The organism is Sanguibacter sp. Z1732 (genome assembly GCF_051020515.1).
GTDB lineage: Bacteria > Actinomycetota > Actinomycetes > Actinomycetales > Beutenbergiaceae > CALKWS01.
Map to the genome: position 1 here is coordinate 2881573 of NZ_CP194857.1, position 12665 is coordinate 2894237.

The 12665-nt window shown below is 66.9% G+C and carries 11 protein-coding genes and 1 pseudogene; 7 read left to right on the forward strand and 5 right to left on the reverse strand.

The genetic code is table 11. From position 1 onward, the window contains the following. Positions 1-15 precede the first annotated feature (15 nt). Both ACRRRO_RS15145 and ACRRRO_RS15150 read right to left on the reverse strand, forming a co-directional pair. Positions 16-1350: an APC family permease gene (locus tag ACRRRO_RS15145; protein ID WP_424795807.1), complete on the reverse strand. Its 1335-nt coding sequence runs from the start codon at positions 1348-1350 to the stop codon at positions 16-18. 9 nt (positions 1351-1359) lie between these two features. Then, positions 1360-2163, reverse strand: a complete 804-nt coding sequence (locus ACRRRO_RS15150; RefSeq protein WP_434080519.1) for a carbon-nitrogen hydrolase family protein — start codon at positions 2161-2163, stop codon at positions 1360-1362. Positions 2164-2422: 259 nt separating this feature from the next. Here ACRRRO_RS15150 and ACRRRO_RS15155 point away from each other — a divergent pair, with 259 nt between their 5' ends. The 7 genes and pseudogenes from ACRRRO_RS15155 to ACRRRO_RS15185 all read left to right on the forward strand — a co-directional run bounded on the left by ACRRRO_RS15155 (position 2423) and on the right by ACRRRO_RS15185 (position 6569). Further along, on the forward strand, positions 2423-2602 hold the full coding sequence (locus tag ACRRRO_RS15155; RefSeq protein WP_424787781.1) for a hypothetical protein: 180 nt from the start codon (positions 2423-2425) through the stop codon (positions 2600-2602). A gap of 103 nt (positions 2603-2705) precedes the next feature. Continuing rightward, positions 2706-3611 (forward strand): cation diffusion facilitator family transporter, encoded by a 906-nt coding sequence (locus tag ACRRRO_RS15160; protein ID WP_424795809.1) that lies wholly within the window; start codon positions 2706-2708, stop codon positions 3609-3611. A gap of 387 nt (positions 3612-3998) precedes the next feature. Next, positions 3999-4493, forward strand: coding sequence for a DUF2510 domain-containing protein (locus tag ACRRRO_RS15165; RefSeq protein WP_434080520.1), 495 nt, complete (start codon positions 3999-4001; stop codon positions 4491-4493). A gap of 201 nt (positions 4494-4694) precedes the next feature. Continuing rightward, positions 4695-5159, forward strand: a pseudogene (locus tag ACRRRO_RS15170) (DUF4143 domain-containing protein); the annotation flags it as partial. A gap of 193 nt (positions 5160-5352) precedes the next feature. Next, a complete protein-coding gene (locus ACRRRO_RS15175) occupies positions 5353-5877 on the forward strand; it encodes a hemerythrin domain-containing protein (RefSeq protein ID WP_424795811.1) in 525 nt (174 codons plus the stop codon). Between the two features lie 12 nt (positions 5878-5889). Then, complete coding sequence (locus tag ACRRRO_RS15180; RefSeq protein ID WP_424795812.1) at positions 5890-6135, forward strand: FitA-like ribbon-helix-helix domain-containing protein; 246 nt, start codon at positions 5890-5892, stop codon at positions 6133-6135. Further along, positions 6132-6569 carry a type II toxin-antitoxin system VapC family toxin gene (locus tag ACRRRO_RS15185; RefSeq protein WP_424795813.1) on the forward strand — a complete coding sequence of 146 codons (438 nt, stop codon included), beginning with the start codon at positions 6132-6134 and terminating at the stop codon, positions 6567-6569. The genes ACRRRO_RS15180 and ACRRRO_RS15185 overlap by 4 nt, the downstream gene beginning before the upstream one ends. Positions 6570-6725: 156 nt before the next feature. Here the strand turns inward: ACRRRO_RS15185 and ACRRRO_RS15190 are convergent, their stop codons facing one another. The 3 genes from ACRRRO_RS15190 to ACRRRO_RS15200 form a co-directional block, all read right to left on the reverse strand. Continuing rightward, positions 6726-8762, reverse strand: coding sequence for an FIMAH domain-containing protein (locus ACRRRO_RS15190; RefSeq protein WP_424795814.1), 2037 nt, complete (start codon positions 8760-8762; stop codon positions 6726-6728). Between the two features lie 242 nt (positions 8763-9004). After that, positions 9005-11581, reverse strand: coding sequence for an ATP-dependent helicase HrpB (gene hrpB, locus ACRRRO_RS15195; RefSeq protein WP_424795815.1), 2577 nt, complete (start codon positions 11579-11581; stop codon positions 9005-9007). Between the two features lie 167 nt (positions 11582-11748). Further along, a complete protein-coding gene (locus ACRRRO_RS15200) occupies positions 11749-12393 on the reverse strand; it encodes an ATP-binding protein (protein WP_424795816.1) in 645 nt (214 codons plus the stop codon). Between the last annotated feature and the right edge of the window lie 272 nt (positions 12394-12665).

Genomic DNA, 12665 nt, shown 5'->3' on the forward strand with positions numbered 1-12665 from the left:
GTGTGCACGGCGCCATCACGCGTCGGCGACGACCTCCTCCAGCCTCACCTCGGGCGGCTCCCGCCGCAGGCCTCTTGTCATGATGAGGAGCCACGCGAACCCGAGGACCAGCCAGATCACCCCGATCGTCAGCGCGTTGACGTCGAGATTGACCAGTAGCCACGTGATCACCCCAAGGCCGAGCAGTGGCTGGAGCGTCCAACTGAGGACATTCCGGTGCTTCTCGTGGCGCTGCCGCATGAATAGAACGATCACGGAGATGTTGACGAAGGCGAAGGCGGTGAAGGCACCGAAGTTGATGAAGGACGTGGAGGTGGTCACATCGAGGAACACCGCGATGAGGCCGACGGCGCCGGTGAGCGCGAGGTTGAACACCGGTGTCCGGAATCGGGGGGAGACGTAGCCGAAGATCCTGCGCGGTAGCACCCCATCGCGGCCCATCGCGAACAGCAGTCGGGAGCCGGCCGCTTGAATGGGTATGCCGGCGGTGAACTGCGCCACGATGACGGTTGCGAGGAACACCGCCCCGAACAGGTCACCGCCGATCGTCCGGGCGATATCCAGAGCAGCGCTGTCCGGGTCGGGGTATGTCGCTCCGGCGCTGACCAGTTGGACCACGAAAGCCACGGCGACGAACACGGCACCGGCGATCGCGGCGGTCAAGATGATGGCACGGGGCACAGTTCGTTTCGGGTCCACCGCTTCTTCGGAGAATGTGCTGACGGCGTCGAATCCGATGAAGCTGTACGCCGCCAGCGCCGCTCCGGCTACCAGCGGCGTCAGACCCACATCCGCGTTCCAGAACGGTTCAGTGGTGACGGCCAGATCAGGATCAGCAAAGACCCGGCGCAGCGATAGCCCGACGAAGAATAGAAGCACCAGAACCTGGAAACTGATGAGCGCCAGGTTCACCCGGGTCGCGACCTTGATGCCGATGACGTTGAGAATCGTGGTGAGCAGGATGAAGCCGAGCAGGAACACCCAACCGGGAACGCCGGGGAATTCGGCGGTCAGGTAGGCGGTGCCGATCAACCAGACGACCATGGGCAGGAAGAAATAGTCCAACAGGATCGCCCACCCCACCATGAATCCTGTGCGGGGCCCGATCGCGCGGCGTGCGTAGGTATAGGCGGAACCCGATACCGGGAACTCTCTGGCAAGTTTCGCGTAACTGATCGCGGTGAAGATCATCGCGATGGTCGTCAACGCGTAGCTGCCGGCGAGCATGCCCCCGCTGACCTCCGAGAACGCGCCGAATGTGGTCAGAACGATGAAAGGCGTGATGTAGGCAAGACCGAAAAGGACCATCGGCCACAGAGTCACGGTCCGTTCGAGTTTGGGCGTGGTCACTTTGCTCTCCTAATCTCGTGAAGAGTGCGGCCGCCAGCGCTGTGCGCTGATCGATCCGTTATAGAGAGGTAGTGGGATCTCGGCGTCGTCCGTGCGGACTTGATCCCACATGCGGTTGAGGCCGGCAGTGCCGTACCTGCGGACCCGTGCGACGGCGCCGAGGTCGAGGACGTCGGTCAGGAAGGCCGGTGCTTCACTCGGTGCCTGGGAGCGGACGATCCCCTCGGGGTCGACGATGATGCTTCGACCGGTTCCATGGGGAGCGGAGGCGTTCACGCTCAGCACGAACGTCTGGTTCTGGATCGCGGTAGCGCGGGCCAGGATCAGTTCTTGTTCACGGTCGGACGTGCTCGTTTGTGCCGGGCACAAGATGACGTCTGACCCCATCCAGGCCAGGTGGCGAGCCACCTCCGGAAACCAGATGTCGTAGCAGATGCTCAACCCGATGCGTCCCACATCCGGGATGTCTCCCACAGCCATCGTGGACCCGGAGGTGAATGGTTCGAACGGGCGCCACGGGAATATCTTTCGGTAGGAGCAGACCACCTCACCCGCAGGACTCAGCAGGATGGCGGTGTTGTACACCTCACCGGACGGCCCGCTTTCGATAATCGTCCCCGGGAACAGCCACACAGCGTTCGCCCGGGCGATCGCGGCTAGTTCCCGCACCCGGGGACCCTCCAGCGGTTCTGCCAGTTCGGCGTACAGGGCGGCGCGCTCTTCCGGATCCCCCGAGACTTCACACGTGTGATATTCGGGATATAGCAGAAGCCTGGTCTCGGGAAAGTCCTTGAGAAGTTCGGGAAACCTCATCGCCGAGTTCGCTGGTGGCCGTGGCGGGGTTTCGTGCGGGAACTTGGGCGACGAGAATCGGTAACCATCGATTCACCCCATCACCTCCGAATACTCGCAGGCTGCGATGAGCCGGAGCATACTCCTGCGCCCGGACTTCTCGATGGATTTCAGAACATGAATTCCGAGGCAGATTGGGCCCCGACTTTGGATACGCCCGATCACCCCTACACCACGGCTCAACATGCCGGTGCAGCCCGGTGTTGCTACCGTCCCATTCATGATTGGCTTCCTGATTTTCCTGCTCGTGCTGTGGCTCGTGGTGTCGGTGATCGGCGCGATCATCGAGGGCCTGCTGTGGCTCACCCTCATCGGCATCATCTTGTTCGTGGGAACCGGAGTGTTCCTCTGGCTGCGGGCCAAGGCCAGGGGCAGCAGCGGTACGACGACGACCCGCTGATTCCTCGCAGTCCGCGGCCTCCAGACGCTCCCGGGGCAACTCGTGTTCGGAAACACTCGGCTCTATGCTGCGGCGGGAGACCCTTTCGACTAGGGGAGCCCCGATGGCTGCTAGTGGCGGCACCAAGGCAGTGGTCACCGCGCTCGTGGCTAACCTGGGCATTGCGGTGACGAAGTTTCTTGCTTGGATCCTCACCGGTTCCAGTTCGATGCTCGCCGAGGGTGTCCACTCGGTGGCCGACTCCAGCAATCAGGCGTTACTGCTCATCGGTGGGCGCCGCGCCCAGCGGCAGCCCTCCCCGACGCACCAGTTCGGTTACGGCCGAGTGCGGTACGTGTACGCCTTCGTCGTTTCCATCGTGCTGTTCACCCTCGGTGGCTGCTTCGCGCTGTATGAGGCCTGGCACAAGTGGTCTGATCCACACGGCATCGACGCGTGGCACTGGGTGCCTCCGCTCGTCTTGGGCCTGGCCATCGTCATGGAGGCCTTCGCGCTGCGCACCGCCGTCAAGGAAGCCAACCAGGTGCGCGGCCGGCTGCCGTGGCTGCGCTATATCCGCAAGACCCGTTCACCAGAGCTTCCGGTGATCCTCTTGGAGGACACCGGCGCGCTCGTCGGTCTGGTTTTCGCGATGGCTGGAGTCGGGCTGACCCTCCTCACCGGTGACGGGCGCTGGGACGCCGCCGGAACCGCGGCGATCGGGGTCCTGCTGGTGATCATCGCCGTCTTCCTCGCGATCGAGATGGCCTCCATGCTCATCGGGGAGTCAGCGGTCCCGGAACATCACCGCGCGATCGAGAATGCGCTGGTTGGCGACGGGGTCGATTCGGTGATCCACATGCGCACCTTGCACCTGGGCCCCGACCAGATCCTCGTCGCCGCCAAGATCGCGGTTACCCGCACCGACAGCGCCGCGCAGATCGCCGGCGCGATCGATGCCGCCGAGGAGCGTGCCCGGGCGGCTGCGCCCCTGAAGATGTCGATCTACCTCGAACCCGACCTACGCTGAATCCGCCCGCCCCGCGACCGGCCGCGCGATATCCGGCAAGCAGACATACCTCAGCAAGTCCGATGTTGCTGCTACGTCGCGCAGGTGGCGGACCACATCTCCCCGAGTACCCGATACGTCGTTGCCGAAACGTGATACGAGGACCTTCGCCCGGTGTCAGACCCGCGGCCTACTCTGGAATGAGATGGCCGACCACGGGGCCTTCGCAGCGTAAGGAGTGCAGCCATGACCCAACCTCCGATGACTCCGGGTCCTGGCTGGTACCCCACACCATCCGGTGGCCGCCGCTACTGGGATGGCGTGACTTGGTTGGATCTGCCGGATCCTGACGGAGGAGAATTTGGTGGGCCAACTCCGTCGAAAGGCTCACGTGCGAAATGGGTGGTCGTGGCCGTCCTTACTGCCCTTGTGCTCGTAGGTGGGGGCACGTTCGCTGCGATATCGATCAACGATTCTCGCGAGGCGGCACGCGCAGCGGAACTTGCGCAGGACGCGGCAGAAGAGGCCGCTGCGGCTGCGGAGGAAGAGGAGGAGGCGGCAGCGGCCGCTGCGCAAGCCGAGGCTGAGGAACGCGATGCAGAGGAAGCAGGGCAGCAGGCCGAGTTGGAACGGCGCGAAGAAGCGGTCCCGGAGATCGAGGACTCCATCGGCGATTTGGCTGAGGAACACATCGAGGAAGGTCTCATCGACGGGCCGGTCCTCGAAGTGACGTGTTCGCCTGTGGGCGGTGGGTCGCTGGAGGATCTCGCACAGCAGACAACGGTCTTCGCATGCTTCGTGGCGAATGAGGAACTCTCAGGTGGGCGGCATTCGGGATACACCTACAACGCCACCATGAACTGGAGTACCGGCCGTTTCACCTACGGCATCGGAGAGCCGTGATCGTCGGAGAAGCGAACCGGCCTGATCCAGCGGAGGCACACAGTATCCCGGCCGGCCCACCCGATCAGCCCCCTGATACACCCTGCGTTGCCCGGGTTCTCCAGCCACATCGTCCTCGCGTGAACGTTTCGTTTAGTCTCTCGCAAAGGTATCGTTTGACTTCACGGTTACCTCGTCCGGGCGCATTCTCGGGATTTCGCCGATGAGCAAGGCGTAACGGTGCGGCGACTGCACAGCCTGCGGTCGTGGATCGTGGCCTATGCGGCCGCGACATCCTCCACAGCCACGTGGGAGTCCATTCGGCGTTCGGCCAACCCAGGCGACGCAGATCCGCCGAGCAAAGCCACGAGCATCCGGTACCGGGACTGGCTCACGTCGCTATGGCTGCTGGATCCGCTACCAGCATGGTCGCCCGAGACAATGAGGCTGCGGGGCCTGACGGCGGCTCCTAAGCATCATCTGGCCGACCCGGCGCCTGCGGCACGGCTACTCAAAGCCACCAAGGAGTCCATGCTCAGCGGAAGCACAGCCGGTGGCGGCGCCTCGAACACCGGAACGCAGATCGGCGCCCTCTTCGAGAGTTTGGCCACACTCAGTCTCCGCTCCTATGCACAGACAGTCGAGGCGCGCACGAGCCACTTACGAACCCCAGCGCGGAGAGCGTGAGATCGGAGCCGCGTGCTTCCCATGCACCTAGGGACAGTTCGGGCGCGGCGCTCGATCGGTACTCCGTTAGGCGCCGTTGATACTGGACTACGCTAACGACCAGCGTCGCGTGCTGGTGGCAGGCAGTGTCAGGCATGGAGGCGTGGGACACGAAGGAGTACGACGATGATCACGTCATGCCCTTCGCCCTCACGTGACTGAGGGCGAGAAGACCAGGCTGGTGGCCTGGAGTCGAGAGTTACGTGCCGTGCATCAGCAGTTGCGTGAGGCGCTGCGAGTCACGCGCGAGGCGGTGGACGCCGGAGGCGACGCCGACTCGGCGACGCGTGACCTGTTGCTGTTCTGCCACGGGTTCTGCACCGCGTTGGCCGGGCACCACGAGGGTGAGGACCGGGAGTTGTTTCCCGCGATCGCGGCAGCGCATCCCGAACTGCGGCCGACCCTGCAACGCCTGGAGCAGGACCACTCGATGATCGCCCACCTGCTCTCGGGGTTGCAGGAAGCGGTGTCGAGAGCGGCCTCCCCGGTCGAGTTGGATCGTCACCTCGAGGGGATCGCGGCGATCATGGAGAGCCACTTCCGTTATGAGGAGCGCCAACTCCTCCACCTGCTGGAGACCTCGCACTGGACGCAGACCCACGCCGGACCCTGGGGCCGCGGTAGTTCCGCCGACCGGCGAACTCCGCGTCACGTTCGATCCGGACGCGTGCTGCAGTGATATCATTGCAACATGGCCGCGATCACCATCCGTCAACTGCCCGAGGAAGCCAAACAGCGACTTCGGATGCGGGCGGCTGCCCACGGTCGCTCGATGGAGGCGGAGGCTCGGGGGATCCTCCTGGCTGCACTGGAATCCACCGGGAAAGCCGACCTGAACTGGGTCGAGCAGTTGATCGCCGTCAGGTATGAGGTTGGCGGCGTGGACCTGCCGGAACCTGAGGATGAACCGGCGACGGCGGCCGACCTGCAGTCGTGATCATCCTCGACACCAACGTCGTCTCCGAACTCATGCGGGGGTCTGCTGCTTCTCCAGCAGTGCTGAACTGGGTACGCGGCCTGGCCGAGCAACCCGTGACCACGGTGGTCACGCGCGCCGAGATCCTCGCTGGCGTCGCGCTGCTGCCCGCCGGACAGCGCCGCGACCGGATCGAGTCGGTGGCGACAGCCGCATTCGACACCCTCGGCGTCTGTTTGCCGCTAGTGCCCGCATGCGCGGCGCAGTACGCCGACATCGTGGCGACCAGACGCGGCATCGGGCGCCCGATCGGGGCGATGGATGCACTCATCGCAGCCATCGCACGCTTCAGCGGAAGCGCCCTGGCGACCCGGGACACCGAGGACTTCGCGCACCTCGGGCTGGACCTGGTCGACCCCTATCGCGGCGATCATGGAGAGCCGCTTCCGTTATGAGGAGCCCCAACCTCCACCTGCCGGACACGCTCGCACTGGACGCAGACCCACGCCGGGTGCTGGGGCCACTGTAACTTTCGCCGACCGCCGACCGCCGACCGCCGACCGCCGACCGCAGACCGCCGACCGGCGAATCGGAGGGTCGTTCAGACGTCGTCAGATGAGGTCAAGCACGCTCATCGCCTGGACCCGAAGGTCCTCCGCGGCTTGTTCGGTGAGGGTGTCGGGACGCTTCGGATTGTCCAGGTGCCGCACGAACCGCTCCATGGCGACCCTCGCCGGGTTGGTGCGGTCGCCCTCCAGGTGCTGTTCAGCCTGGCGCAGGGCGTTCTCCAGCTGGTTCGCGATCGGACCAGCGACATCGCCGGCGTCGACGTACTCCTGCAACGCGGTGGCAAGGTCAGCGACCGCGTCGACGGCGTCCCGTTCCTCCGGTTCCACGGTGCCGTCAGCGCCGATCGCCAATGACACCTCGTCGTCGTAGATCCGCCGTTCGGTGCCGAGTACGTCGAGGTCGTCATCGAGCAGCGGGAAGGAGTACACCGGCGTCAGGCTCATCGTCGCCCCGCCGTCCGCGTCGCGTTCGATGTTGATCTCCAGGTGGCCGTAGTGCTTGCCGCCGTCGACCAGCGTCTCCCCATCCCAGATCTCGGGTTCGAACTGGTCGGCGGACCACACCCGGTAGGGGTTGTATTCCAGGATCGGTTCGGACAGCAGGTTCCCGTTGGCCCTGCGCTCGCCGCGCAGGCCGTCCCCGGCCACGCCGACGTCGTAGTAGTTGACGGCATTGCCGTCACCGGTGAGGTCGACCAGTGAGCGCTCGAACATCTCCGAGTGCCCTGACAACACCGCCGCCACTCCGTACTGCTCGAACATCTCCGAATAAATGCGCATCGGGGTCCCGCCCTGACCCGAGGTGTCCTCGTGGTTCATCGGAAGCCCGTGCTCCCCGGAGGAGTAGGGCGCGTGATGGAACTGCACCACGATGATCTGCCCCTGCTCGCGGGCGTCCGCCAACTGATCCTCGGCCCAGTTCCACTGAATGCTGCCCTCGTTGTAGGGCGAGAGGTTGTCACCGCCGGCGGCAATGTATTCCGTACTGGTGTAACTCGACTGGGTGTCCGGGCCCGGACCGTCGTACTCGATGCCGGAGAGTTTGTCCTCTTCGGCGTAATTGTCGGGGTGGTCGTCCGGGATGCCCTTGGTGGAGTCCAGGGTGATCACGGTGAGCGGGCCGTAGTCGAGACGGTGGTAGTTGCCCTGGTGCTCCGGCGTGCCGTTCGGGAACGGGGTGAAATAGGAGTGGAAGGAGTCCCGACCGTTCATCACCGCCTCGATCTCATACCCACCATCGGAGGCTCCGAACGGTTCCCAGTTGCCCAGGGCAGTGACCACCGGCCGGCTGGAGGCCGGGTTGCCGACCTCTCCGGCCAGGTACCGGAACCACTCGTCCCAGGCGGGTTGGAAACCGCCACCCTGGACCAGGTCACCGGCGAACAGCATCAGGTCGGGGTCGCGCTCGGTGACGATCTCCATGTTGTAGGCGAAGCCCTGATCCTCGGTCAGGGCGTACTGCAGGATCTCCTCACCCTGCTGTTCCGTGGTACCGAAGCGTTCGGCCCACAGGCTGTCGGTGACCGAAGGGCGCTCGCTCCCCTCGGCGATGGCACCCGGGACCCACTCGCGATGGGAGGTGCGGCCCGCCGGATCGGTCTCGGAGTCCGCCATCGCGACGAGCCTGATGTTCTCCCAGTCATCGGATGTGGGCGCGGTCGTGAAGGTGTTCGTGATCTCTGAGGTCCCTTGGCGCACCGTGTAGGTGTAGGTGGTGTCCGGCTCCAAGTCGCTCAGTTGGACCTGATGGCGGTAGTTGCGGCCCTCGCGGAACCAGTCGCCCCACTCAGGGTGATCGATGGCCTGCTGCCGGTTGTTGTCCGTCCAGTCCAGTGCCTCCTGAACCTCCGGGTCCGACTCGATGGGGTCCTGGCCCTCCAGCTGCACCTCGCCCGGCTCGTCATCCCAGGACATCCAGGTGATGAGCATCCCGTCGGTGGCCGGGTTCTGCAGGTATGGCTGAACACGGAAATCCTCGTCATCGGCGACCGCGGGCGATGCGGTGAAGCCGGCCAGTGCCAGGGCAGCGGCAGCGGCGACACTGCCGGTGCGGGTCAGACGCGAGCGAGAGCGAGCCATGATCGAACCACATCCTCGGGTGTATGGGGGTTGGGACCGGCCGCGGACGCCACCGCCGAGGCACCGGAAACTCGCGTCGACAGACCCGACGGGTCTCGAGGAGTTTTCAGCAACGGCTTCAGTGACATCACGGACGGAGCGCTCCTTTGCTTCGCCCGACAAACTAGCGAGGGTAATTCACCACCGTCAACCAACCCTATGAGGAAAGTTCGTGACGAGATGAGGAGGTTCGCCCGGATGATTCACGCGTCGCGAGCGCGCCGGGAGGCGCGCTTGGTCCGCGTGGTGGGCCTCGCCGTCGTCGGGTCCTCCGGCCAGGGATGCTTCGGATAGCGGCCACGCAGTTCCGCGCGCACCTGCGGGTAACCGGAGGCCCAGAACGTGGCCAGATCTGCGGTGACGGCGGCCGGTCGGGAAGCCGGTGAGAGTAGTTCCAACACCAGCGGCACCCGGCCCCCGGCCAGCCGCGGCGCCTGGTCCCACCCGAACACCTCCTGTATCCGTACCGGCAGCACGGGGCGCTGTGGGTTGGTGTAGTCCACCGCGATCTTCGACCCGCTGGGCACCTCGATGCGTTCGGGTGAGAGGCGGTCCAACTCACCGGCCTGCGGCCAGGGAAGCAGGCGCCGGAGCGCAGCCGTGGTGTCGATGCGGCGCAGGTCCGCCGTGGTCCGCACCCGGGCCAGGTCCGGGCCGAGCCACTGCTCGACCGTGTCGAGGAGCGCCTCGTCGGAGACATCCGGCCAGGGTGCGCCGAGCGCGGCGTGCAGGAACGACAGCCGACGGCGTAACCCGGCCGCCGCTGCCGGCCAGCCGATGAGGTCCAAGCCCTGCGCCTGCAGACCCTCGCGTACCGCCCGGGCGACCAGACCGGGATCGGGATCGACCAGACGCTGGCTGGACAGTTCGATCGCGCCCAGCTTCAGCACCTGCCGGGCGCGGATACGACCCTCGTGCCACGTCACCTCGCGTTCCTCCGACAATGCACGACCGGCAGCCTCCAGCGCGGTGGCCTCATCGATCGGGGCGGCCGCGCGGATGATGGCATCGGATTGCCCGGGGGAGCGGGCGGCGTCTGCGACCGCCAGCCACGAACTGCCGGCCAGGGCACTGCCCGGCGCCAGGCGCGCGCCGGTGCCGCCGACCATCAAGTAGGTGGACCCGCCCGGCCGCAACCGGGCGATGCGGCCGGGGTGGGCCAGGGCGGTGACCGTGCCGACGGCCAGGTCGAGTCTTGTGCTGCCGTCGACGCCCCGGCGTCCGGGCGTGACCCTGGCCGGCGGGGTGGAGCGCGCCCCGCTGCCGGGAAGGGCGGCGCGCAGCCGGCGACGTTGCTGCTCCCACGCACCCGTGGCCTGCCCGCCCCGGCGCAGTTGGCGGAGCAGTGCGGTGAGGTCACCGCCGGGGGCTGGGGTGTCCTGGTCCAGCATGGCCACGGTCTCGGCGGCGAGGTTCGCGCCGACCTCACCGGCACCATCCAGCAGCGCCCGGCCCAGCCGCGGTTCCACACCGACGTCGGCGATCGCCCGCCCGCGAGCGGTGATCATTCCGGCGGCATCGATCGCACCCAGTTCCACCAGCACGGCCTCGGCAGCCTGGACGCTGCTGGCTGGGGGCTCATCCAGCAGGTTCAGGCCCTCACCGCGCGGGGTGCCCCAGCGGGCCAGTTCGAGCATCGCGGAGGTGAGGTCGGCGGTGTGGATCTGCGGTGCGGGGTGGGCATCGAGGCGGGCATGGTCGGCCTGGGCCCAGCACCGGTACACCTGGCCCGGGCCCTCCCGTCCGGCCCGGCCGGCGCGCTGCTCGGCGGCGGCTTGACTGACGTTGCGGGTGACCAAACCGGCCAGACCGCGGTTGTGATCGGTGCGCGGCACCCTCGCCAGCCCGGCGTCGACGACGATCCGCACTCCCGGCACGGTGAGCGAGGACTCGGCGACGGCGCTGGAGACGACCACCCGCCGTCGTCGGCCCTCCCGCAGTGCGCGGTCCTGCTCGGCCGGCGGCAGGCGCCCATGCAGGGCCAGCACGTCAGTACCTGCCGGCAGCGCACCGGCGCTACGCAACCGGCGTACGACGTCGTCGATCTCCCGGGCGCCGGGCAAGAAGACCAGTGCATCGCCGTCATCGGCCCGCATGGCCTCGGCGGTGGTGGTGGCGACGTGGTTGAGGAAGGCCGGGGTGGTGCCGCGCTGGTCGAGGCGGGCGGCGGTGGCCGGCGGCGGGCGCCAGTTGGTCGTGACCGGGTGCAGCCGGCCCGGCACGGTCACCACCGGTGTGGCCGGGCCCAGCACGGCCGCGACCCGTTCGGCCTCGATCGTGGCCGACATCGCCAGCACCGTGAGGTCCTCGCGTAGCGCCGAGCGCACGTCCACGAGCAGGGCCAGCAGCAGGTCGGTGTCCAGGTGGCGCTCGTGCACCTCATCGAGGACGACGGCGCCGACGCCGGGCAGTTCGGGGTCGGCGTGCAGCCGGCGCAGCAGCAGCCCGGCGGTGACCACCTCCACCCGGGTGCCCGGGGAGACCCGGCGCTCACCCCGGACGCTGAAGCCCACCTCGCTACCCACGGGACGACCGATCAGGTGGGACAGCCGGGCTGCCGCGGCCCGTGCGGCGATCCGGCGAGGCTGGGTGACGACCACCCGCGCACCGGTTCCCGCCGCCAGCGCCGGGGGAACCAGGGTGGTCTTGCCGCTGCCCGGCGGGGACTGCAGCACCGCGGTGCCGCCGCCGCTGAGGGCCTCGTCCAGTTGCTCCAGACCGTGGCGCACCGGCAGGTCCGGCGGGTCGGCGAGCAGCGCGGCGAACGGGTCAGCGGGCACCCGGCCAGTGTGCCGCAGGACGGGCTTGCCGAGCGGGAGCTATGTCCTCCATCTGTGCTCCCGCTGGAGCGCGTGGCCGCCACCGCTCGCTGTGATGCTTCCGCGTGAGCGACTGGCTCGAGGTGAACGCGCAGCCTGATCGCGGCGGTTCGCGGTAGTCGCGAGGGTTATGACGCCCACAGCGCCGAGATCGGGGCGGCCACGATCTGGTCGTCGAGGCGGTAGCGGCGCGGGCCGGTGTGCAGCACGGCACCACCGATGAACTGATCATCGAGTTCGTCAGCCAGCCAGCGCAGGTGTCGGGCATCTCGTGGGGTGGGCGCACTGCCCGCTTTGATCTCGATGCCGAACACGCGGCCGTCCTCGTACTCGGCAATGAGGTCGATCTCGTTGCGTCCACCGTGGGTGCGCAGGTGGAAGAGTCGTGCTCGCGCTGCGGCTGCGGCTGCTTCCGCCCGGAGTTGGGACATCACGAAGGTATCGAGCAGCCGTCCCAGGATGTTGCCGTCCTTGCGCACGCCCTGGCGGTCGAGCCCGAGTGTCGCGCCGACGAGACCGGAATCGATGACGTAGCGCTTAGGGCTTTGAACCAGGCGTTTGATCCGGTTCGTCCACCAGGCCGGTATCTGCTCGGTGACCAGCAGGTTCTCCAGGAGCAGGTCGTAGGCTCGGGCTGTCCTTCGGTCGATGCCCGTGCTCTCAGACAACGTGGCCAGATTGACCAGGCCCGCGGTGTTGAGGCAGATGCTGGTCAGGTCCTCTCGTTGGCAAATATTCGCCGGTGTCCGTTCTACGCACCTACGGATGCTCATTTTACGCACTGAGTAGTGCCCGGTTTACACCGAAACCAGTGCCCGATCTAAACATCACCGCTCACCTGTTCCGCGGGCATTCCGATGGTTGCCGCCTGCCGCCTGCCGCCTGCCGCCTGCCTACGGCCAGCGCTCGTTGTGTCCGATGATCCTGCTAACCGGCACCGCCACGACGTCGCCCTCGAGGTGGAGTTCGACATCGCCTGCCGCTGAACTCGGTGACCGATGTCCCCGAGCGGGGCTTGCTCGGTCTGGGCCATGGACGGCACGGA